Origin of the sequence: Lentzea tibetensis, from assembly GCF_007845675.1 — a bacterium.
In the GTDB taxonomy this organism is placed as follows: domain Bacteria; phylum Actinomycetota; class Actinomycetes; order Mycobacteriales; family Pseudonocardiaceae; genus Lentzea; species Lentzea tibetensis.
This window is the reverse complement of sequence record NZ_VOBR01000011.1, coordinates 101,756-122,253: the sequence shown is the minus strand read 5'-3', so window position 1 is coordinate 122,253 and position 20,498 is coordinate 101,756. Positions and strand designations below refer to the sequence as shown.

Annotated in this window: 20 protein-coding genes and 1 pseudogene; 9 read left to right on the top strand and 12 right to left on the bottom strand. The window is 71.1% G+C overall.

Features of this window, described 5'->3' with window-relative positions:
- Nucleotides 1–5: 5 nt before the first annotated feature.
- Both FKR81_RS18965 and FKR81_RS18960 read right to left on the bottom strand, forming a co-directional pair.
- The gene (locus tag FKR81_RS18965; protein WP_146353412.1) at nt 6–1,397 is read right to left on the bottom strand and encodes a serine/threonine-protein kinase; all 1,392 of its coding nucleotides are present in this window, start codon (nt 1,395–1,397) and stop codon (nt 6–8) included.
- Between the two features lie 124 nt (nt 1,398–1,521).
- Nucleotides 1,522–2,313 carry a PP2C family protein-serine/threonine phosphatase gene (locus tag FKR81_RS18960; protein ID WP_146353411.1) on the bottom strand — a complete coding sequence of 264 codons (792 nt, stop codon included), beginning with the start codon at nt 2,311–2,313 and terminating at the stop codon, nt 1,522–1,524.
- 508 nt (nt 2,314–2,821) lie between these two features.
- Here FKR81_RS18960 and FKR81_RS18955 point away from each other — a divergent pair.
- Nucleotides 2,822–3,421: a DUF4360 domain-containing protein gene (locus FKR81_RS18955; protein WP_186763049.1), complete on the top strand. Its 600-nt coding sequence runs from the start codon at nt 2,822–2,824 to the stop codon at nt 3,419–3,421.
- 57 nt (nt 3,422–3,478) lie between these two features.
- Here FKR81_RS18955 and FKR81_RS18950 read toward each other — a convergent pair whose 3' ends face one another.
- The 3 genes and pseudogenes from FKR81_RS18950 to FKR81_RS18940 form a co-directional block, all read right to left on the bottom strand.
- Nucleotides 3,479–4,183 (bottom strand): RlpA-like double-psi beta-barrel domain-containing protein, encoded by a 705-nt coding sequence (locus FKR81_RS18950; RefSeq protein WP_146353409.1) that lies wholly within the window; start codon nt 4,181–4,183, stop codon nt 3,479–3,481.
- 96 nt (nt 4,184–4,279) lie between these two features.
- Nucleotides 4,280–5,425 carry a galactonate dehydratase gene (dgoD, locus tag FKR81_RS18945; protein ID WP_146353408.1) on the bottom strand — a complete coding sequence of 382 codons (1,146 nt, stop codon included), beginning with the start codon at nt 5,423–5,425 and terminating at the stop codon, nt 4,280–4,282.
- Between the two features lie 13 nt (nt 5,426–5,438).
- Nucleotides 5,439–6,125 (bottom strand): annotated as a pseudogene (locus tag FKR81_RS18940) (SDR family NAD(P)-dependent oxidoreductase); the annotation flags it as partial.
- 155 nt (nt 6,126–6,280) lie between these two features.
- Here FKR81_RS18940 and FKR81_RS18935 point away from each other — a divergent pair.
- The 3 genes from FKR81_RS18935 to FKR81_RS18925 are packed head-to-tail and all read left to right on the top strand — an operon-like array spanning nt 6,281 to nt 8,528.
- Nucleotides 6,281–7,195, top strand: coding sequence for a sugar kinase (locus tag FKR81_RS18935; protein WP_146353407.1), 915 nt, complete (start codon nt 6,281–6,283; stop codon nt 7,193–7,195).
- Entirely contained in the window at nt 7,192–7,797 is a 606-nt protein-coding gene (locus tag FKR81_RS18930; protein WP_146353406.1) for a bifunctional 4-hydroxy-2-oxoglutarate aldolase/2-dehydro-3-deoxy-phosphogluconate aldolase, read from the top strand. The genes FKR81_RS18935 and FKR81_RS18930 overlap by 4 nt, the downstream gene beginning before the upstream one ends.
- A 26-nt stretch (nt 7,798–7,823) precedes the next feature.
- Nucleotides 7,824–8,528, top strand: a complete 705-nt coding sequence (locus tag FKR81_RS18925) for a FadR/GntR family transcriptional regulator (RefSeq protein ID WP_146353405.1) — start codon at nt 7,824–7,826, stop codon at nt 8,526–8,528.
- Here the strand turns inward: FKR81_RS18925 and FKR81_RS18920 are convergent.
- From FKR81_RS18920 to FKR81_RS18900, 5 genes are read right to left on the bottom strand one after another with little or no spacing between them, the layout of a single operon-like run.
- Nucleotides 8,515–9,648, bottom strand: coding sequence for a sulfite oxidase (locus tag FKR81_RS18920; RefSeq protein ID WP_146353404.1), 1,134 nt, complete (start codon nt 9,646–9,648; stop codon nt 8,515–8,517). The genes FKR81_RS18925 and FKR81_RS18920 overlap by 14 nt on opposite strands.
- Nucleotides 9,645–11,306, bottom strand: a complete 1,662-nt coding sequence (locus tag FKR81_RS18915) for a sensor histidine kinase (RefSeq protein ID WP_146353403.1) — start codon at nt 11,304–11,306, stop codon at nt 9,645–9,647. Before FKR81_RS18915 ends, FKR81_RS18920 begins: the two co-directional genes overlap by 4 nt.
- Nucleotides 11,303–11,947, bottom strand: coding sequence for a response regulator transcription factor (locus tag FKR81_RS18910; protein WP_146353402.1), 645 nt, complete (start codon nt 11,945–11,947; stop codon nt 11,303–11,305). The genes FKR81_RS18915 and FKR81_RS18910 overlap by 4 nt, the downstream gene beginning before the upstream one ends.
- A 10-nt stretch (nt 11,948–11,957) precedes the next feature.
- A complete protein-coding gene (locus FKR81_RS18905) occupies nt 11,958–12,293 on the bottom strand; it encodes a response regulator (protein ID WP_146353401.1) in 336 nt (111 codons plus the stop codon).
- Complete coding sequence (locus FKR81_RS18900) at nt 12,290–12,796, bottom strand: hypothetical protein (RefSeq protein WP_146353400.1); 507 nt, start codon at nt 12,794–12,796, stop codon at nt 12,290–12,292. Before FKR81_RS18900 ends, FKR81_RS18905 begins: the two co-directional genes overlap by 4 nt.
- A gap of 156 nt (nt 12,797–12,952) precedes the next feature.
- On the opposite strand from FKR81_RS18900, the gene FKR81_RS18895 reads away from it, so the two are divergent.
- Nucleotides 12,953–13,723, top strand: a complete 771-nt coding sequence (locus FKR81_RS18895) for a CPBP family intramembrane glutamic endopeptidase (protein WP_146353399.1) — start codon at nt 12,953–12,955, stop codon at nt 13,721–13,723.
- Here FKR81_RS18895 and FKR81_RS18890 read toward each other — a convergent pair.
- Nucleotides 13,687–14,250 carry a hypothetical protein gene (locus FKR81_RS18890; protein ID WP_146353398.1) on the bottom strand — a complete coding sequence of 188 codons (564 nt, stop codon included), beginning with the start codon at nt 14,248–14,250 and terminating at the stop codon, nt 13,687–13,689. The genes FKR81_RS18895 and FKR81_RS18890 overlap by 37 nt on opposite strands.
- A 104-nt stretch (nt 14,251–14,354) precedes the next feature.
- Here FKR81_RS18890 and FKR81_RS18885 point away from each other — a divergent pair, with 104 nt between their 5' ends.
- Complete coding sequence (locus FKR81_RS18885; RefSeq protein WP_146353397.1) at nt 14,355–17,048, top strand: BTAD domain-containing putative transcriptional regulator; 2,694 nt, start codon at nt 14,355–14,357, stop codon at nt 17,046–17,048.
- Nucleotides 17,049–17,123: 75 nt separating this feature from the next.
- Entirely contained in the window at nt 17,124–17,627 is a 504-nt protein-coding gene (locus FKR81_RS18880) for an RICIN domain-containing protein (RefSeq protein WP_146353396.1), read from the top strand.
- Here FKR81_RS18880 and FKR81_RS18875 read toward each other — a convergent pair.
- Nucleotides 17,620–18,771: an AI-2E family transporter gene (locus FKR81_RS18875; protein WP_146353395.1), complete on the bottom strand. Its 1,152-nt coding sequence runs from the start codon at nt 18,769–18,771 to the stop codon at nt 17,620–17,622. The genes FKR81_RS18880 and FKR81_RS18875 overlap by 8 nt on opposite strands.
- Nucleotides 18,772–18,851: 80 nt before the next feature.
- Here FKR81_RS18875 and FKR81_RS18870 point away from each other — a divergent pair, with 80 nt between their 5' ends.
- Together FKR81_RS18870 and FKR81_RS18865 are read left to right on the top strand one after the other, a co-directional pair.
- Nucleotides 18,852–19,583: a metallophosphoesterase gene (locus tag FKR81_RS18870; RefSeq protein WP_186763048.1), complete on the top strand. Its 732-nt coding sequence runs from the start codon at nt 18,852–18,854 to the stop codon at nt 19,581–19,583.
- A gap of 45 nt (nt 19,584–19,628) precedes the next feature.
- Entirely contained in the window at nt 19,629–20,498 is an 870-nt protein-coding gene (locus FKR81_RS18865) for a bile acid:sodium symporter family protein (protein ID WP_146353394.1), read from the top strand.

Here is a 20,498-nt window from a genome sequence, read left to right as displayed (position 1 = left end):
CGGACTCAGGATCCGCAGCCCTCTGGCGACCAGTCGGCGGACGTGGTGCCGTCCGCGCGCACCACCTTCACCTCGATGCACAGCGCGCCGGTCGCGGCGAGGTCGAGTGTCGGTGCGGTGGCGGTGCCGGTCTTCAGCTCGTCCGTGGTGCGCCAGGTGAACGTGTCCGTCGGCTCCTGGTTCGCGTACGTCCAGGTGAAGCGCAACGTGCCCGCGCCGAGCCTGGTCGAGGTGATGGCGGGCTTGCCGGGCGCGGTGCTGTCCACGGCCGCGTTCGGCTGCGCGCCCGAGTCGATGGCGGGTGAGTTCCCCGACGAGGCACCGTTGCCGGACAACAGGATCACGCCGACGGTGACCGCGGCGACACCGGCCGCGCTCGCGCCCGCGTACACGGGCCAGCGGGTGCGGCGCTGCGGCTTCTCCTCGCGAGCGGCCATCGCTTCTCCCTTCGCGTGCACGACCGGGATCGGTGGTTGCGCGATGAAGATAGGCGTCGAGGCCTTGAGACGCGAGGGTTCCACGAGCGGGACCGGGTCCACATCGGACACGAACGGCGTGGTGGTGCCGCTCAGCTCGCGCTGGACCGCCTGGAGCTCCGCGGCGAACTCGCCGACGGACCTCGGCCTGGCGAGCGGGTTCGGCGCCATCGCGCGGCGCAGCAGCTCCTCCATCGACCTCGGCGCGCGTCCGGTCGGCCGCGGGCTGCCGTGCAGGATGCGCGCCTCGATCACCGAACGCGTGTTGTCGCCGTGCGGCACGACGAACGGCGAGTGCCCGGCCAGCAGGTGCCACAGCGTCGCGCCGAGCGAGAACACCTCGGCGGACACGCCGTTCGCACCGGTCGCTCCGGTCGGCCTGATCACCTCGGGTGCCGACCACGGCACGGACAGCAACGCGTCCCTCTTGGTTTGTCGAGTGGCGAGCTGGCCCGCGATGCCGAAACCGGTGAGGCACGGCTTGCGGTTCTCGTCGACGAGGATGTTGGCCGGCCTGATGTCCCGGTGCAGCACGCGCATCTCGTGCGCCGCCTGCACCGCACCGGCGATCTGCACACCGACGGCGAGCACGCTGTCCGCGGGCAGCGGCGTGTTCGCGACGAGCCTGCCGAGATCCGGATTGGGGCAGTACCGCATCGCGACGTAGAGCTGGCCCTCGCGCGTCTCACCGGCCTGGTACACCGTGACGACGTTGCTGTGGTTGCCCAGCACCGCCGCCGCCCTGGCCTCGGCGACGAACCGCTCGCGCAACAACGGAGGCAGCGCCGGGTCGTCCAGCACCTTCACCGCGACGTTGCGATCGGATCCCGCGTCGTGGAACAGGTGGACGCTCGAGCACCCACCTCTGCCTAGCCGTTGGACGTAACGGAAACCGGCGATCTCCGGTAAGCCCTCGGTCATTCGCCCACCTCGTAGCTGAAGTACGCGTCCTCGCTGAGCTTCACCCGCGCGTCGGTCACCTTCGATGACCGACCTGTTCGCGTCATGTTAATACCGTTCTTCGACCTGACGTCGACTAAGACCATCACGTGTTTCCCGCGGCGTTGTCCTCGACGAGCACCTCGGCGTCCACATCCACATCCACTTCCGCGCTCACTTCCACGTCCACGAGGTCGACGACGACCGTGGTCACGTTGTCCCGCCCACCTGCGGCGACCGCGAGCCGCACCAGCACGTCCGCCGCGTCCACCGCGTCCTCTTCACCTCGCATGACCTCGGCGATCACGCCGTCCGAGATCTCGTTCGTCAGTCCGTCCGTGCACACGACGAACCGCTCGCCGGGCCGCGCGGGGAACACCCACTGGTCCGGCTCGGGCGACATCGACGTGCCGAGCGCACGGGTCACGATGTTGCGCCGCGGGTAGAGCAGCGCCTGCTCCGGCGTCAGCAGCCCCTGCGCGACCAGCTCCTCGACCTCGGAGTGGTCGACGGTCAACCGGGCCAGCTCGTCGTCGGCGAACCGGTAGACCCGCGAGTCGCCGATGTTGAACACGATCCAGTGCGGCGTGCCGTCGACCTCCAGCAGCGCGATGCCCGACACCGTCGTGCCCATGCCGCCGTGCTCGGGTGACACGTCCGCCAGCATCTCCTGGTTGGCCGCCGCCAACTCGGTCCTGATGTCGTCCAGCCCCAGCTCACCACGCTCGTCGAGGGCCCTCAGCCGGTCGACGACGAGCGCGCTCGCCACCTCGCCGGCCGCGTGGCCGCCCATCCCGTCCGCTACGACGAAGATTCGTTCGCCGGCGAACATGTTGTCCTCGTTCGTGTCGCGCACCAGGCCGGTGGACGTAGCGGTACCGCACCGCACCAGTGTCATCGCGCTCCTACCAGCAGCATTGGGTCACTGGCACTCTCATCGCTCGACAGGGCGTCAGCGTTGCACCTGATCAAGAATACCGGCGAAGATCGAGTCCGCCAGGTATCCACCAGAGACCCGTGCCCGAAGCACCTGATCAGGTCGGCGCCCGGACAGATCCACTGCTCCCGGCCGCCGCCCCCCAGGGTGCCCCGAACGCACCACGCACGGCGACCGAACGGACACCCCGCGCGCCGGAAGGCAGGAGTAGCGCGACGGATGGCACGAAAGATACGACGGGCGGAGGAAAGCGCGCGTGAGGCGGGGCACGGGACTTCTTACCCCGAGCCGGTGCCCGAACACCATCCGGTATGCCAGTTCCGGGTCGAGCTCAACCAATTTCGTTCACCCACAACAACATTCGGATGTCCACACGGGGATCGCAACGGGACGAAACTCGCCCCGCCGCTGTAGGGTGCCGTGCCGCCGTCGCGCAGTACGGACAGAAAGGTCCTTCATGCTGGGCACGATGACGGTTGTGGCATTGGCGTTGTCGGCGATCCTCCCGCCGAGCACCGCCGGTGCGGTCCCCCCACCCCCGTCCGTCTCCGTCGAGCTCGTGGCGGTCAACGGGTCCGGGTGCGCCGCGAAGACGGCCTCGGTCGCGATGGCCAAGGGCAACTCGGCGTTCACGGTGGCGTACAGCAACTTCCAGGCACGAGCGGGCTCCGGAGCGACGCCCACCGAGTTCCGCAAGAACTGCCAGATCAACGTGCGGTTCAAGTACCCCGCCGAGTACACGTGGGGCATCTCGAAGGTCGAGCACCACGGATCCGCGAAGATCCTGCAGGGCGCGAACGCGGTGCTGCGCGGCAGTTACTACTTCGCGGGATCACCGTCCACCCTGCCAATGACGCACACGTTCAAGGGCCCGCTGAACGACAAGTGGAACACCACCGACACCGCCAACCCGGACCAGATCTTCTACCCGCCGTGCGGTCAGTCGTGGAACCTCAACGTGAACACCGAAACCCGCGTCAACAAGGCCGCTACGACCGAGCTCAGCGCGATCACGATGAGCCCTGACCTCAGCGCCACCTACCACCTCGACTGGCGGAAGTGCGACTAGCCGCGAAACAGGCCGTGCACCGGGAAGTTCCCGGTGCACGGCCCTCGCAAGAGGAACTCAGCCGATCTTCTCGATCTTGGCGCGCCGGATCAGGAGCTTGCCCGGCTCGCGAACCTGTTCGAAGGCCGCGTTGTTGAGCAGCGCACAGCTGCCGGACACCGAGGTGACCTTGACCGTCGTGGACTTGTTGTTGTCCAGGTTGGTCACCTTCAAGGTGGTGCCTGCCGGGAACTGGTTGCTCGAGGCGGCCGGAGCGCCGCCCTCGCCGGACAGCGTCACGGTCGAGCCGTTGCAGACCTGCTGGCCGCCCTTGGCATCGCCCGCCGCGGCATCGTCCGCAGCAGCATCGTCTTCCGCAGCGGCGTCGTCCGCCGCCTTGTCCGCCTTGTCGGCGGCCTTGCCCGCGGCCTTGTCGGCCTTGTCAGCCGCCTTGTCCGCGGCCTTGTCCTTGCCCTTGGCCTTGCCCTGATCCTCAGCCGCGACCTCACCGGCGCACCCGGCGGCAGCGCGACGCTGCTGGATCAGATCGACGACGGCCTGCCGGTTGGCGATCCTCGCCTCGGACAGCGCGTCGGGGTTGGCCTTCTGGCCGGCTATGAAGTTCAGGTTGTTCTGCAGCGCGGTGTCCAGCCCGCCGCAGCTCTCCGCGGCCTGGCTGTCCGTCCCGCCGAAGGCCGTGAAGCCGGCAACTGCCGCGGCGATGACCAGCATTGCGCCAGCACCGATAACGGCGGGCTTGCGGTGTCGAGCGCGTCCGCCCATGTGGTCTCCTCTGATCGTTCCGGTGTCTCACGTCGGACTACGGACGGGTAACAGAACGGGTTCAGATCGGACTAGACCACCAACCAACGGCGCAGGTCACCACTCCGCGAAGCCACCGTCCTCATGACGCCACACCGGCGAGCGCCACGCGTGACCGACCTCGGCGGCCCTCCGCACGACCGCTTCGTCGACCTCGATGCCGAGTCCCGGACCGGTCGGCCTGCCGACGAAACCGTCGGTGAACCGGAAGACCGAGGCGTCCACGAGGTACTCCGGCTCGACACCGCCGTGGTAGTGCATGCCCGCGCTCTGCTCCTGGATCAGGAAGTTCGGCGTCACGAACGCGACCTGCAGGCTCGCGGCGAGCGAGATCGGCCCCAGCGGGCAGTGCGGCGCGAGCGAGGCGCCGTAGACCTCGGCGAGCGCGGCGATGCGGCGCAGTTCCGAAATGCCGCCCGCGTGCGACGGATCGGGCTGCACGACGGCGACGCCCGCGTCCAGCACCGGCTTGAAGTCCCACCGCGAGTACAGCCGCTCCCCCGTCGCGATCGGGACGGTGCTCGCCGACACCACGGACGCCAGCACGTCGCCCTGGACCTCCGGCACGACCGGTTCCTCGACGAACATCGGCTGCACCTCCTCGAGCATCCGCACCAGCCGTCGCGCCATAGCCGGTGACACGCGGCCGTGGAAGTCGATCGCGAGGTCGCGGTCCGGGCCGAGCGCCTCGCGCGCCTGCCGGGCGCGAGCCAGCACCGCGTCCGCCTCGCGGGGTGTGGCGATCGCGTTCATCTCGCCGGACACGTTCATCTTCACCGCGGTGAACCCGGCCTCCACACGCGCGGAGACGGCCTCGTGCACGTCGACCGGACGGTCACCACCGACCCACGAGTACACCCGCACCCGGTCGCGCACCGGGCCGCCGAGCAGCTCGTGCACGGGCACGCCGCGCACCTTGCCCGCGATGTCCCACAGCGCGTGGTCGTAGCCGGACAGCGCACTGGAGAGCACCGGCCCGCCGCGGTAGAAACCGCCGCGCCGCAACACCTGCCAGTGGTCCTCGATGCGCAGCGGGTCCTGCCCGACCACGAGGTCGGCCAGCTCGTGCACGGCCGCGCGCACGGTCTCCGCGCGGCCCTCCACCACCGGCTCGCCCCAGCCGCTGACGCCCTCGTCGGTGCTCACCTTCAGGAACAGCCAGCGCGGTGCGACCAGGAACGTCTCGATACCGGTGATCTTCAACGAAGCCCCCTCGTGCTGCGTCCTTGGCGGCCGACCAGCCGCCGTCGACGACGAGCTCGGCGCCCGTCACGAACGACGCGGCCGGTGACAGCAGGAACGCGATCACCGACGCCACCTCGGCCGGGTCGCCGAGCCTGCCCGCCGGTGTGGCGCGCACGCTGCGTTCCCGGTCGGCCTCGCCGATGTCGTCCCACAATGGCGTGAGAATCGGGCCGGGCGACACCGTGTTCACCCGGACGGCAGGCGCGTACTCGACGGCCAGCTGCCGTCCCAGCGACACCAGACCGCCCTTCGTCGCGGCGTACGCGCCGTGACCGGGCAGCCCGAAGTGCGCGTGCACGGACGACACCAGCACGATCGAGCCCGTGCGCTCGGTCAGCGACGGCAGGCACGCGCGCGCACCGAGGAACGCGCCGCCGAGGTTGACCGCGAGCTGCCGGTCCCACTCGTCCCTGCTCGTCTCGCCGAGCGGCGCGACGGTCATGGTGAAAGCGTTGCTCACCAACGCGTCCACGCCTCCCGCACGCTCCTCGGCCAGCGCGAGCACGGACACCCACGTGGCCTCGTCGCTGACGTCACCGCGCACGTCGGCGCCCGCGGCCACGTCGACCCCGACGACGGCCCACCCGTCGTCGGTCAGCCGCGCCGCAGTGGCGGCACCGATCCCCGACACCGCACCGGTCACGACCGCACAGCGCATCGCTTCTCCTCACGTCACAGCGAGTTCTGGTGCACCAGCGTCCACTGTGGACGCGCGCTGGTGGCGAGTGGACATGCATGCAGCCTGCTCGGCCCACACCAGCAATGTCAAGATTAAATACTAATTTATGCCGTAGGCATGTACGCTGGGCCGCGATGAGCACCGAGGTCGTGACGCTCGGCGAGGCGATGCACCTGCTGGTCGCCGAGCACGGCGTGGCACTGCGCCGCGCGAGGACGTTCCACGCCTGCGTGGCGGGCGCGGAGTCGAACGTGGCCGTCGGGCTGGCCAGACTCGGGCACCGGGTGCGGTGGCTGAGCAGGCTCGGCGCCGACTCGTCCGGTGAGGCCGTGCTGTCCGTGCTGCGGTCGGAGAACGTCGACACCTCCGCGGTGGAACGCGATTCCGAGCGGTACACCGGACTGCTGTTGCGGGACAGCCACGCCGGCCGCCCGATCGAGGTCCGCTACGAGCGGGCGGGCTCGGCCGCCTGCGGGTTGTCGGCCGGCTACGTGCGGTCGGCCGGTCTCGACGGGGCACGGCTCGTGCACGTCTCCGGGATCACCGCGATGCTCTCGCCCGGCGCGCGGGAAGCCGTCGCGGAACTGTTCGACCTGGCCCGCTCGGAAGGCGCCACGATCTCGTTCGACCCGAACGTCCGCCGCAAGCTCGGCACCACCGAGCAGTGGCGCGAAGCCTTGGCCCCGCTGATCTCACGCGCCGACCTGGTGTTCACCGGATCCGACGAGCTGGACGTCGCCGAGACGTCCGTCGGCGAGCTGCTCGACGGCGGCGCGAGCGCGGTCGTCGTGAAGCACCGCGACCGCAGCGCGGAGGTCGTGACCGCGGCCGGCGCGTGGCGGCTCGACACGATGGCGACGCGGGTCGTCGACCCGGTCGGCGCCGGTGACGCGCTCACGTCCGGCTACCTGTCGATGTGGCTGCGCGGCGCGACCCCGGAAACCGCGCTGCGCCAAGGAGTCGCGTCGGCCGCGCTGGTCGTCGGCGCCGTGACGGACATCGAGGGACTGCCCGACCGCCCGCACGGAGGCGAGGACGTGGACCGATGAGTTTCCGCTGGGAGATCACGAGTGCCGTGCTGCGGCAGGGCATCATCGCGATCGTCCGCACGCCGTCGACGGACCTCGCGATCGAGGCGGCCGTCCCGCTGCTGGACGCGGGCATCACGTCGCTCGAGCTGCCGCTCACCAACCCCGGCGCGCTGGCGGCCATCGAGTTCCTGAGCCGCACCTACCCGCGGGCCACGATCGGCGCGGGCACCGTGCTCGATGAGACGTCCGCGGTGCTCGCGATCCGCGCGGGCGCCCGGTTCCTCGTCTCGCCCAACCTGGAGCCGTCGGTCATCCGCGCCGCGCACCGGCACGGCGCGGCCGCGTTGCCCGGTGCCGCGACGGTCACCGAGATCGTGCACGCGCTCGAAGCCGGTGCCGACGCGGTGAAGGTGTTCCCGGCGCCCACTCCGCGCTGGGTCCAGGACGTCCGCGCCGCACTCCCCCACGCGCCGCTCGTGCCGACCGGTGGCATCGCACCCGAGGAGGTGTCCGCGTGGCTGGCGGCGGGCGCGGTCGCGTGCGGAGTGGGCTCAGCCCTCGCCCGCACCCCGATCGACACCATCCGCACCCTCATCAGGACACACGAGGTTAATTCATAATTTATGACGTGTCGTAGAATCGGCGCATGACGCAGAAGCTGCCGCGGGGCGTGCACGGCCAGACGGTCGAGGCGCTGGCGAGCCGTATCCTCTCCAACGAGATCGGCGAGGGCGACACGCTCGACCTCCCCGGCCTGCGCCGCGAGCTCGACGTCAGCCTCACCGCGCTGCGCGAGGCGCTGAAAGTGCTGGCGGCCAAGGGAATGATCGACGCGCGCCAGAAGCGCGGCACGTTCGTCCAGCCGCGCACGTCGTGGAACCTGCTCGACACGGACGTCATGCGCTGGCAGACAGCGGCCGACTCGGGCCACAGCCTGTTCGACGAGCTGACCGAGATGCGGGTGATCGTCGAACCCGCCGCCGCCCGGCTGGCCGCCACCCGCGCCACGCCCGCCGAGCTCACCGCGCTCTCCGACGCGCTGGACCGCATGGCGTCCGCGCGCGACCTGGCCGCGACGGTCACCGCGGACCTCGACTTCCACCGGCTGCTCATGGCGGCCACGCACAACGTGTTCCTCATGCAGGTGGAGCGGATCATCGCCATCGGGCTGGTCGAGCGGGACAAGCTCGTGCACGGCAACAGCCCCGACGAGGACCCCGTGCCCAGTCACCGCGCGGTGTTCGACGCCGTGGCCGCGCACGACGCGGACGCCGCGTGCGCCGCCATGCGGGCGCTGGTCGACAAGTCAGGCGAGGATCTCGATCGCGCACGCACCATCACGCCACGGTGACCGGATGCCTGGCCACCGCGCCGAAAAGGTAGCCCTGCGTGTTGTACGGCGCCACGTCCGGCTGCGCCTGCCCGGCACCGTCCGTCGCCCGCGCCCGCAGAACGTGCTGACCAGGTGTTTCCGCGTGCCACGGCACCTGCCACCGCAGCCAGCCGCGCCCGGAGGACGTGGGACGGGCGCGCCGCCACGTCACGCCGTCGACGCTCACGTCCACCCGCCGGACCCGCCCGTCCGGTGACCACGACCGCCCGGTCAGCACGTGCCGCCCGACCGGCAGCGCGGCTCCCCAGGCCAGCTCGAACGCGCTCTTGGTGACCTGGGTGGTCACCAGCGTCCCGTCGGCCGGGTAGTCCGGCCCGATCATCCGGTAGTACTGGGTGTTCCACGGCGACGACAGCGGCGTGGTCGCCACCTCGATCGACCCGAGCCACTTGATGCTCGCGATCCCGATCCACCCCGGCACCACCAGCCGTGCGGGAAACCCGTGGTCGGGCGGCAGCCGCTCGCCGTTCATCTCGTACGCCACCAGCACGTCGTCGAGCGCCTTCGCGACCGGCAACGGCCGCCGCACCCGGCCGAGGTTCACGCCACCGGTCACGTACTCGGGGTCGAGCCCGACCGGCAGCACGTCCACCGCGTCCCGCCGGACCCCGGCGAGCCGCAGCAACGTCGAGAGCTTCACGCCGCGCCACCGCGCGAGGCCGACCGCGCCGAGCTTCCACGGCGTGCCGGACACCGCCTGGCCCTGCTGGCTCGCGTAGAGGCTGCGGCCGTTGCCCGCGCACTGGATGACCGCGTCGACGGTGCACGACGGCAGCGCGCGCAACTCCCGGTAGTTCAACGAGAGCGGCCTGCGCAGTCCGGTGCCGTGCAGCTCCAGCCGCCACGTCTGCGCGTCGATGAGCGGCGTGCGCGTGTGGTTGCGCACGAAGAACCGGTCGATCGGTACGAGGTCACCCACGCCGGAAAGCGCTTCCCAGCGCGTCTCGGCGTTGGTGCCGTGCACGGTGAAGTACTCGGGCGGCAGCGGTTTCACGACCGGACCCGGTTCAGCACGCGCGCTGCCGTGGAACGCGAGTGCGCCGGCGGTCGCCGCGAGCAGGCTGCGTCTGGTGATCACCCATCGGAATCTACTGACGCCGCAAAGGACTCTCCCAGATCCTGGAACTCCGCACGTACGGTGGTGCCCGCGCCCACCGGACTGGTCACGACGAGCCTCCCGCCGGCAGCGGCGACGCGGTCGTCGAGCCCGCGCAGACCGGAGCCCGCCGGGTTCGCGCCGCCGACGCCGTCGTCGACGATCTCGACCACGACCGTCCCGGCAGCACACCGCACGGAGATGAGGACCTCTCGCGCCTGGGCGTGCTTGGCGACGTTCGCCAGCGCCTCGGACACGACGAAGTAGCAGGTGTGCTCAGCCAGAGGAGACAGTCGGTGCGCGGGCACCTCGCGCACGCGGGCGGGCACCGCGGACCGTTCCGCCAGCGACGTGAGCGCGGGCCCGAGCCCGGCGTCGGTGAGCAGCACGGGGTAGATGCCGCGGGCCAGCTCGCGCAGTTCGTCCAGCGCCCGTCCGAGTTCGGCCTGCGCCTCGGCCAGCAGCTCGCCGGGTTCGTCGGTGGACCGGGCCAGCCGCAGCGCGAGCATCACGGACACGAGCCGCTGCTGCGCGCCGTCGTGCAGGTCCCGCTCGACGCGGCGGCGCGCGGCGTCGGCGGCCTCGACGATGCGGGCGCGGGACGCGCGGACCTCCTCCAGCCGCAACGAGTTCTGCACGGCGAGCGCCGCACCGGCCGCGACCGCGCGCACCAGCTCGGGTTCGAGCGCGGGGTCGTGCACGAGCACTGCGAGCCGCGTGCCGTTGCTCTCCAGGTAGGTGGAACCGTGCAGCACCTCGCCGTCCGCGGACACGAACTCCCGCCGTTCCGGCCGCCAGTACCCGATCTGCAGCGTCGGGTCGTGCAGCGTGCGGGCGAGCGCGGCGCGCAGGTCGTCCGGCAGCCCGGCGCCCAGCTCGACGATCAGCTCCCCGACCGCCGACCGGTCCAGCCTGGTGCGCAGCAACCCGTACAGCAGGGCGAGCGGCCACACGACCAGCACCGCCTCGGTCGACCAGGCGAGCACGACCTGCACCGACGACGGCAGCCGCAGCAGCGCACCCACGTACGTGATGACGACGGTCAGCACGATGGCGGCTCCGCCCCACACCACCGGCCCGAGATCGCGCCGCAGCACGCTGCCCGCGCGCAGCCACCTGCTGAGCAGCCACGCGAGCAGGGCAAGGCCGAGCGCGGTCACGCCGACCAGCACGACGAGCGCGGCCACCGGAACCTCCGGCACCACGGTCTCCGTGATCACCACGATGTTCTGCGTTTCGAGCGGCGTCAGCAGCAGGTACCCGACGTTGACCGGGACGGTCAGCAGGTAGCCCGCGACCACCACGACGCGCTGCCAGCGGCCGGTGAACCGCCCGGTCGGGTAGGTGACCAGCAGGTGCCCGAGCACCGCCAGGTACAGGGTCTTCGTCGCGACCCCGACGGCGAACGCGGCGTCGTTCTCGACGGCACCGGCGATGCGCACGAACCACGCGAGCCCGACGGCGATCATCAGGTGTCCGCTGCGGCTCTCCGGGCGCCGCCGCGCGGCCACGAGCCCACCGCCGATGAACGACCAGCCGACCGCGAGGTTCAGCACCAGCGCGGGCACCGACACCGCGTAGCCGCCCCACAGCATCGCGGCGGCCGCGAGGAGTCCCGGCAGCAGCCAGAGCTTCCTCATCGCCGCAGGTACGCCAGCACGGCGAGCACCCGGCGGTTGTCGTCCGGCCCCTGGTGCAGCCCGAGCTTGGTGAACACCGATCCCACGTAGGCCTCGACCGTCTTGGGGCTCAGGAACAACCGCTCGCAGATGCCCTGGTTCGACCGGCCCTCCGCCATGACCGAGAGCACCTCGCGTTCCCGTTCCGACAACGCCTCCAGCGGGTCGTCGACGCGCTTGCGGCCGACGAGCTGCGCGACCACGCCGGGGTCGATCACCAGCCCGCCCGCGGCGACCCGGCGCACCGCGTCGGCCAGCTCGCCCAGGTCGGTCACCCGTTCCTTCAACAGGTAGCCTGCGCCGCGCGCGTCCGAGTCCAGCAGCCGCAACGCGTAGTGCGGCTCGACGTGCGCGGACAGCACCAGCACGCCCACGCCGGGATGGGTCTCGCGGAGCTCCCGCGCGGCGTCGAGTCCCTCGGTGGTGAAGCCGGGCGGCATCCGGATGTCGACGATCACCACGTCCGGCGGGTCGGCGCGCACCAGCTCCAGCAACGCCTGCGCGTCACCGACCTTGCCGGTGACCTCGAACCCGGCGTCGGTGAGCAGCCTGGCGACACCCTCGCGAAACAGCGCCGCGTCGTCCGCCACCACGACCCGCATGATCTCCCCTTCACAGCAGGCGACGGAGCGCATCTCCGCTGAGCTCGGCCTTCCCGATGAAACCACGCGCGCCGCACGTGTCCACCAGCGAGCCGTAGTCCGACCGCGCCCTGCTGGACACCAGCACGACGATGAGGTGGCGCAACGAGCGCGCCACCTGGAACCCGTCGACGTCCGGGAGCTGCACGTCCAGCAGCACCACGTCCGGGCCCAGCTCGGCGGCCAGCCGGACGGCGTCGGTTCCCCCGGCCGCCTCGCCGACGACCTCGAACCCGCTCGCGACCAGGAGCCTGCGCGCGAACGACCGGAAGGTCGCGTGGTCGTCGACGATCAGCAGCCTCGTCATGGCTGGACGGCTGTTCTCCGGCGCCGCGCCACGAACCACAGGACGGCGTTCACCGCGACCAGGCCGCCCAGCGCGGAGGGCAGCAGCGCGACTCCACCGGACGTGTCGCCCACGACGAACGACCACACGATCTTGAACAGGATGCCGCCGTTGATCGCGACCAGCGCCCACGTGAACGACCGCCGCCACAGCGCGACGGCCAGTCCGCCGAACGTCAGCGGCACGACGAGACCTACGGCGAGCTTCGCCGGGGTCCACGTGCCCAGCAGGTACTCGCGTTCGGCGGCGAGGAACTCGATCGCCCCCTGGCTCGGGTGCTCCGGCGCGGGGAACCACGCCATGCTCGTGGCCAGCGCGACGAGCGTCAGCACGATGCCGGTCGGGCTGCGCCGGTAGCTGAAGTACGCGAACGGCAGCAGGAACAGCGGCCGGATGTACCAGCTCAGCTCGTTGTGGTGCCGGGCCCACGCCCACGAGCCCAGTTCGTTCAGCCACTCCATCATCTCGAAGCCCCTTCGGTTGAGTGGCTTCAGATTTCGCCGTGCGGGCCCCTGACCACCACGGGGACAGCCCGCGATCACCGGCAGGGTTTTCCCGGTATCGCCGGACGCGGAAAGCGAGGAGCGTTCAGATCGCCGAATGAGGAGGCGATTCCCTTGGTGGCCTGGATCCGAAGGCACCGGCTCGTCACGTTCTTCGCACTGGCCTACGTGATCGCGTGGTGCGCGTGGCCGCTGTACCTGACCGGGGTGCTGCCTCGACTGGAGTTCCAGGCGTGCGGCCCGCTCGTCGCGGCGCTCGTCGTCGCGAGCGTGGCGGACGGCCGCGCCGGGCTGCGCGAGCTGGGCGCGCGGATGATCCGCTGGCGCGTCGGCTGGCAGTGGTGGGCGGTCGCGTTCCTCGTGCCGATCGCCGTCCACGTGGTGACCGCGCTGCTGGCGTCCGGTGCGATCCGGCCGAACTTCGTGTGGACGGACCTCGCGCTGTTCTTCGCGATCAGGCTGGTCAACCCGCTCGACGGCCCGCTCGGTGAGGAACCCGGCTGGCGCGGTTTCGCGTTGCCGCACATGCCTTTCTCGCCACTCGCGTCGGCGGCGGTGCTCGGTGTGCTGGTCGCGGGCTGGCACATTCCGCTCGTGACCGTCGGCAACCTGGGCAGCTGGCTCGAGCTCGCCACGACGTTCTCGCTGACGATCATCTACGCGTGGCTGTTCAACCGCACCGGCGGCAGCGCGCTGCTGACCCTGGTGTTCCACGCGGTCGAGGGCACGCTGCAGCCCGGCACGCTCGGTGCGGAGCCGTCCCGCTTCACCACCTGGTATTTCGTGGTGTGGACCGTGGTGGCGGTAGGCGTCGCGCTGGATCGCAAGGCGTGGACCGCCACCACGGCGCGTCAGGACACGGCGACGAGCTCGACCTCGTCGATCTGAATCCACGAGTCGACACCCGGCGACTCGTACCCGATGAACACGGTCGCCGCGGTGTTCGGCCCGCTGTCGAACCGCAGCACGACGCGCTGGTAGTGGCCCGTGCCCGCGTACGACACCGCGGGCGAGTAGCCGGCGAGGTCGACACCCAGCAGGCCCTTGCCGACGTTGCCCTGCGCCCGGATCCACGCGGTCAGCTCGTAGGTCCTGTTGCGCTGCAGCTGTCCCTGGGTGCGCTGGGACCAGGAGTTCCACCGGCCGTCGTTGGTGCGGACGAACGCGTTGTTGTACCCCTCGTACGCGTAGCCCTTGCCCAGGTCCATGCCCTTGTAGCCGGATCCTTCGGCGTACCAGGGCATCTTGGGCGAGTACCGCTCGGTTTGCCGTTCGAACCCGCAGTCGTCGACGTGGTTGAAGCCCCTCATCATCCAGCCGCACGTCGACTGGCCGGTCGCCGCGTGCGCCGGGGCGGCCAGCGCGACCGTTAGCACCAACGCACCCGCCACGCGTGCGGCAAATGACACAGACACGATTACTCCCCCTGTGTGACAACAGAACTCGACGCCTGGCGTCGTCCGCCGGTCACTATCCTGGTGAGGATCAAAGTCGCGTCAAAGTCGCGCAGGGGGTGTGAGTGACCGGGCCGCTGCGCGGCCGGTTCGCCGTGGTCGTCGCGGCGGCCGGCTACGGGAAGTCCACCGCCGTGCGGCAGTGGGCCGACCACACCTGGACCGTGGTCGAGGAGTTCGCCGACCTGCGCCCCGCCGAGAAGCTCGTGGTGGTCAGCCGAACGCCTCCCGCACTCGCGAACATGCTGAAGCTCGGGCTCGGCGCGCCGACCGAGATCGGTCCGCGCCATCTCGCGTTGTCCGCGCGTGAGGTCGACTCCGTGCTGTGGACGGAGTACGGCGTTCGCAACAGCGAGGTCCACGAGCTGACCGCCGGGTGGCCCGCGCTCGTGCACCTCGCCGCCGCGGCGTTGAGCACCGGCCAGCCGCTCGGCACGCCGGGCACGCCGTTGTTCGACTACATCGCGACCGAGGTGCTGGACGCGCTCCCGCCAGGAGCGGAGAACCTGCTGGCCGTCGACATCGGGCCGATCACCGCCGAGCTGGCGGCAGCCGTCGGGCACGAGGAGGCGACGACGCTCGCGCGGCTCGGTCTGCTCGTCGGCGGACCCGAGTGGTACCTGCCGGTTCCGCTCGTCGCGACGGTCGCGCGGGCCCGTGCGAAGGTGTCACCGGCGCGGCAGAAGGTCATGATCGCGCTCGCGGCCGAGTGGCACGCCGAGAACGGGCAGCGGCTGCTCGCGGACGGCGCCGCCGAGCACGTGCTGCGGTTCGTCCGCACGCTGCCACCGGGAAGACGCGGCTACGACGTGGAACTGCTGTACGCGGACGCGCAGCAGGCGACCGGTGAGACAGCGCGGGCGTTGATGATCTACTCGTCGCTCGCCGACGGACTCGGCTCGTTGCCCGCCGACCTGGCCTGGCGCTACGGCGCCGCGGTCTACCTGTGGGGCAACCCGCACGACGCGCTCGGCATCCTCAGCAGGGGCGAGCTGACCGGCGAACGCGACACCGACCAGGCCATGCTGCTGGCGTGGACCGCGGCCGCGCACTGGCTCGCCGGTGCCGACGAGCGGTGCGCGGACTTCGCCGGGCGCGCCATGGCCGCGGCGAGCGATGACCGGACGCTGGCCGCGGCGCACGTGGCGCTCGCGCTGTCGGCGCACCTGCGCGGTGACCCGATGGCGTTGCAGGCCAACTATTCCACCGCACTCGGGCTGGCGACGTCCGCGGGCGACCTGCCGATGGTGCTGCGCATCCGGATCAACCTCGCGGCCGCACTGGAGCAGGAGGGCAAGCTGACCGACGCGCTCGCTGTGCTCGCCCCGGCCGTCGAGCTGGCCGGGCGACGCGGCTACGTCAGCTCGCTCGCGCTGGCGCTGGCCAACGAGGGCGCGCTGCACCAGCAGCTCGGCGCGCTGGACGACGCGGTGCGGGCGTACGAGAGCGCGGTCGCGGCGTACCAGCGGATGCACTCGCTCAAGGCCGCGTACCCGTTGACCGGTCTCGGTGACGTGTACCGGTTGCGCGGCATGCTCACCCAGTCCCGCGCCGCGTACGCCGAGGCGCTGCGGGCGGCGACCGAGGACGGCAACAACCGGCAGGGCCTCGTGCCCGCGCTGGCCGGGATGGCCCGCGCCACCGACGACCCCGTCGAGGCCGCGTCGCTCGCCGAACGAGCGGTCGAGCACGCGTCAGGTCATTGGCGCGCAACGGCTCTCGTCGCACGCGGCTGGGTGGCGTTGCGGGCGGGCAAGGACGCGGCGCAGGACGCGCGGGAAGCGGCGGACGTCGCGGCGCGGCACCGCGACCGCGCCGGGCTGGCGCACGCCTTGGAGCTGCGGGCCGCGGTGTCCGGTGAACGGCAGCCGCTCGCCGAGGCGCTGGCGATCTGGGAGGGCTGCGGCGCCGTGCTCGACGCGGACCGGGTTCGTGTCGCCATCGGCCGATTGCCGCGCGCATCCGTTGAGCAGCGGCTGCTCGGCAGGCTGGCCGAGCACCGGCTGCGCGCCGCGGACGTTGCGGTGCAAGAGGTTGCGCCTCCGGTCGCGGTGCGCGTGCTCGGCGGTTTCGACGTGCTGGTGGACGGCGTGCCGGTCCCGCCGACGGCGTGGCAGTCGCGCAAGGCGCGCGACCTGCTGCGGGTGCTGGTCGCGCGGCGCGGCTCCCCGGTGCCGCGCGAGGAGCTCGCGGACCTGTTGTGGGGCCCCGTTTCCCCGGCCGACGAGGCCAAGATCGCGCACCGGCTGTCGGTGGCGTTGTCGACGTTGCGCGGCGTGCTCGACCCCGAACGCCGGGAGCCGATCGACCACTACGTCACCGCGACGCCCGCGCACGTGGCGCTGGCGCCGGAGAACATCGTGGTGGACGTGGAGGACTGGCTCGTCCAGGCCAGGCACGCGTTGCGCACCAGGGAACCCGAGGTGCTCGCCGCGACCGACCGCGCCTACACCGGCGAGGTCTTCGCCGATGATCCTTACGCCGCAACGGCTTTGCGCGACGAGGCGCACGCGACGTACCTGCACGTGGTGCGCGCATTGGTCGAGCACTTCCGGCGGGAAGACGACATCGACTACGTCATCTGCTACCTGTTGCGCGTGCTGGCCGTCGAACCGTCCGACGAGCAGGCGCACTGGGACCTCGTGACCACGCTCGCCGACGCGGGGCGGCACGGCGAAGCGGCGCGCGCACACGTGAAGTACGCCGCCGCGATGGCCGAGCTGGGTGTGCCCGCCCGGCCGCTGCCCAAGCGCGGTTGATCGCGGCTTGAGCCCACCGTGACGGCGCTGACCAGGCTCGGTCCCGTCCTCGTCAGTCACGACACGGGAGATCCCATGAGGAAGATCCTCGCGGCACTCGCCGCAGCGGCCATCAGCCTGGTCGGCGTCACCGCCGGCGCCACGTCCGACGCCTCCGCCGCGGCCGCCTCGTTCCAGCTGATCGCGCGGCACAGCGGCAAGTGCCTCTCACCGGCCGTCGGCGCGACCGGCGACGGCGTCGCCGTCATCCAGGTGAGCTGCGACGGCACCGCCAACCAGCGCTGGTACACCAACCCGGTCGCGCCCGGCGTGTACGAGGTGCGCAACGCGGTCAGCAACCGCTGCCTCGACCTGTACGGCTGGGTGAACGCGGACGCGGTCGCCACGATCATGTGGTCCTGCCACGGCGGCACCAACCAGCAGTGGCAGATCACGCCGAACAGCGCCGGGTTCAACGAGTTCCGCTCGCGCGCCACCGGCCGCTGCGTCGACGTCGCGCACGGCACCCCGCACGACGGCACGCCCGTCTACCAGTGGGGCTGCCACGGCGGAGGCAACCAGCAGTTCCGCTTCAGCTGACGTCCTGAGCACCCCGGGGCTCGTCCTCGGGGTGCTCCTCCACGGGGTGCTCTTCCACGGCGGGCGCCAGTGCTACCGACGGTGAGTTGATCAGTGCGCCGACCCAGCGGCTCCTCGGGTCGACGTCGACGAACACCGCCTTGAGCAACAGGGTCGCCGGCACCGCGAGTATCGCGCCGAGCGGGCCCAGCACCCACGACCAGAACACCAGCGCCAGCACCGTCACCACGGTCGACAGCCCGACCGAGTCCGCGACGAACTTGGGCTGGATCACCGACTGCACCACGAAGTTCAGCGCGGTGTAGACGACGACCACGATCACCGCGGTCTGCCACCCGCCGTCGAGCAGCGCCAGCAGCGCGGGTGGCACGACGCCGATCACGAACCCGATGTTGGGGATGTAGTTCGTGACGAACGCGAGCAGTCCCCACAGCACGGCCGCGGGCACGCCGATGATCACCAGCGCTCCGACGTCGAGCACCGCGACGATCAGGCCGAACACCGTGGTGACCCACATGTAGCTGCGGGTGCCCGCGGCGAACCGGCGCAGCCCGGTCGTGATCCACGGCTTCTCCGCGCTGATCGCGGCGAACCGCTGCTCCGCCCACGTCGCCTCGGTGCTCAGGAACAGCAGCAACGCCAGCAGGAACACCAGGTCCGTGAGCAGGCCACCGACGCTGGCGAGCAGCGTTCCCGCGAGCCCCGCGATCTTGCCGAAGTCCAGCGACCCGGCGACGTCACGCAGCTGCTCCTCACCGACCCCGAACTGGGCGAGCATCGCGGTGACCTGCACGATCATGTCGTCCGCCTTGGCGACGTAGCCGGGCAGCAAGGTCGCCAGCTGCGCCACCGAGACGACCAGCACGACGAACAGGCCGAGCAGCACGGCGTACACGACGACCACGAGCACCGCCCCGGTGAGCCAGCGCGGCCACCCCTTGCGCCGCAGCCACCCCTGCACGGGGCTGGTCGTGACGACGATGACGAGCGCGAGGAAGACGGGTGCCACCAGGAAGGCGATGGCTTTGAGGCCCGCCACGGTGATCACGGCGGCCGCGGCGCCGACGAGGATCGTCAGCAGCCGGTTGCCCCCGTCCGGTGCGGAGCTCTCGACGGCAGGCAGACCCTTCCGGTGCATGCGCATCCGGACATTGTCCGCTGGCCCCTCCACTCGCGCCTCACCTCATCGGGGCTAATGTGGATGGTTCCTGGGGAGGAGCTTCCATGATCGTGCTCGCACACCTGAGCGACGTCCACCTCGACGGCGGCGACCGCGCCGCGGACCGCGCGGCCCGGACGATGGCCTACCTGAACGACCTGCACCGGCCGGTCGACGCGGTGCTGGTCACCGGCGACATCGCCGACCACGGCCTGGCCGAGGAGTACCGGCAGGCCGCCAAGATCCTGTCCTCGCCGCACCCGGTGCTGACGTGTCCCGGCAACCACGACGTGCGCGCGCCGTTCCGCGAGTTCCTGCTGGGCGAGGCACCCGACTCCTCCCCGGTCAACCGGGTGCACCGCGTCGGCGACGTCGTGATCGCCCTGTGCGACTCGAGCATCCCCGGCCGCGACGACGGGTTCCTCGCCGACGAGACGATCGACTGGCTGGACTCGGTGCTGCCATCGGACGGCCCGTCGCTCGTGTGCTTCCACCACCCGCCGGTGGAGCTGCACCACCCGGTCATCGACGGCATCCGGCAGCACGGCGAGGACCGGCTGGCCGCACTCGTCGACCGGCACCCGAGCATCGCCGGGTTCCTCTGCGGACACGCGCACACGCCTGCCGCGTCGACGTTCGCCGGCCGCCCGCTGCTCGTCGCGCCGGGCGTCGTGTCGACCATGATGCTGCCGTGGGAGGGCGAGGGCGTTCTCAACTTCGACAGCCCGCCCGCGGTCGCCTTCCACGTCCTCGACGAGAGATCACGACTTACTACGCACTTCCGGTACATCGCATGATTCGGACATAGCATCTGCCTCCCGCCGTCGCCTCGGGAGGATCAGATGGGATCGACGCTCTTCGCGGTGCTCCTGCCTGTCGCGCTCGCACTGGTGATGTTCGGCCTCGGTCTCACCCTGACCGTCGCGGACTTCACCCGAGTGCTCAAGTACCCGAAAGCCGCGATTGTGGCGCTCGTGTGCCAGGTCGTCGTACTGCCCGCGATCTGCCTGGGCCTGATCCTGCTGTTCGGACTGACCGGCGCGCTCGCCGTCGGCATGATGCTGCTGGTCGCCTCACCCGGCGGCACGACGGCGAACCTGTTCAGCCACATCGCACGCGGTGACGTCGCGCTGAACGTCACCCTGACGGCGATCAACTCGGTGCTGGCCGTGTTCACGCTGCCCGTCGTCGTCGGGCTGTCGGTCAGCGGGTTCATGGACGACTCGGCGTCGATCGGGCTGCAGCCGGCGAAGTTCCTGCAGGTGTTCGCGATCGTGCTCGTCCCGGTCGCGATCGGGATGTGGGTGCGGCACCGGTTCACCGCGTGGGCGGACCGGATGCGCGGCCCGGTGAAGCTGACGTCGGTCGTCGTGCTGGTGGCCGTGATCGTCGCGGCGATCGCCCAGCAGTTCGACGTGCTGCTCGACCACTGGAGCACGATCGGCGTGGTGGCGCTGCTGCTGTCGGTGCTGTCGCTGACCGTCGGGTACGTGGTGCCGCGGCTGTTCCAGGTGACCCGGCCGCAGGCCATCGCGTCCGCCATGGAGATCGGCATCCACAACGCGACGCTCGCCATCGCGCTCGCGGTGTCCGTGCTGGGCAACGAGACCATGGCCGTGCCCGGCGCGATCTACGGCGTGCTGATGTTCTTCCCCGCGGCGCTCGCCGCCTATCTGTTCTCCCGCACACCGGCGCGCGTCGAGGTCAGCTGA

Bases quoted from the DNA above. Each gene is read 5' to 3' on its own strand.
- FKR81_RS18965 (WP_146353412.1), bottom strand. From the start codon at position 1,397: ATGACCGAGGGCTTACCGGAGATCGCCGGTTTCCGTTACGTCCAACGG.
- FKR81_RS18960 (WP_146353411.1), bottom strand. From the start codon at position 2,313: ATGACACTGGTGCGGTGCGGTACCGCTACGTCCACCGGCCTGGTGCGC.
- FKR81_RS18955 (WP_186763049.1), top strand. From the start codon at position 2,822: ATGACGGTTGTGGCATTGGCGTTGTCGGCGATCCTCCCGCCGAGCACC.
- FKR81_RS18950 (WP_146353409.1), bottom strand. From the start codon at position 4,183: ATGGGCGGACGCGCTCGACACCGCAAGCCCGCCGTTATCGGTGCTGGC.
- FKR81_RS18935 (WP_146353407.1), top strand. From the start codon at position 6,281: ATGAGCACCGAGGTCGTGACGCTCGGCGAGGCGATGCACCTGCTGGTC.
- FKR81_RS18930 (WP_146353406.1), top strand. From the start codon at position 7,192: ATGAGTTTCCGCTGGGAGATCACGAGTGCCGTGCTGCGGCAGGGCATC.
- FKR81_RS18925 (WP_146353405.1), top strand. From the start codon at position 7,824: ATGACGCAGAAGCTGCCGCGGGGCGTGCACGGCCAGACGGTCGAGGCG.
- FKR81_RS18915 (WP_146353403.1), bottom strand. From the start codon at position 11,306: ATGAGGAAGCTCTGGCTGCTGCCGGGACTCCTCGCGGCCGCCGCGATG.
- FKR81_RS18910 (WP_146353402.1), bottom strand. From the start codon at position 11,947: ATGCGGGTCGTGGTGGCGGACGACGCGGCGCTGTTTCGCGAGGGTGTC.
- FKR81_RS18905 (WP_146353401.1), bottom strand. From the start codon at position 12,293: ATGACGAGGCTGCTGATCGTCGACGACCACGCGACCTTCCGGTCGTTC.
- FKR81_RS18900 (WP_146353400.1), bottom strand. From the start codon at position 12,796: ATGATGGAGTGGCTGAACGAACTGGGCTCGTGGGCGTGGGCCCGGCAC.
- FKR81_RS18880 (WP_146353396.1), top strand. From the start codon at position 17,124: ATGAGGAAGATCCTCGCGGCACTCGCCGCAGCGGCCATCAGCCTGGTC.
- FKR81_RS18875 (WP_146353395.1), bottom strand. From the start codon at position 18,771: ATGCGCATGCACCGGAAGGGTCTGCCTGCCGTCGAGAGCTCCGCACCG.
- FKR81_RS18870 (WP_186763048.1), top strand. From the start codon at position 18,852: ATGATCGTGCTCGCACACCTGAGCGACGTCCACCTCGACGGCGGCGAC.
- FKR81_RS18865 (WP_146353394.1), top strand. From the start codon at position 19,629: ATGGGATCGACGCTCTTCGCGGTGCTCCTGCCTGTCGCGCTCGCACTG.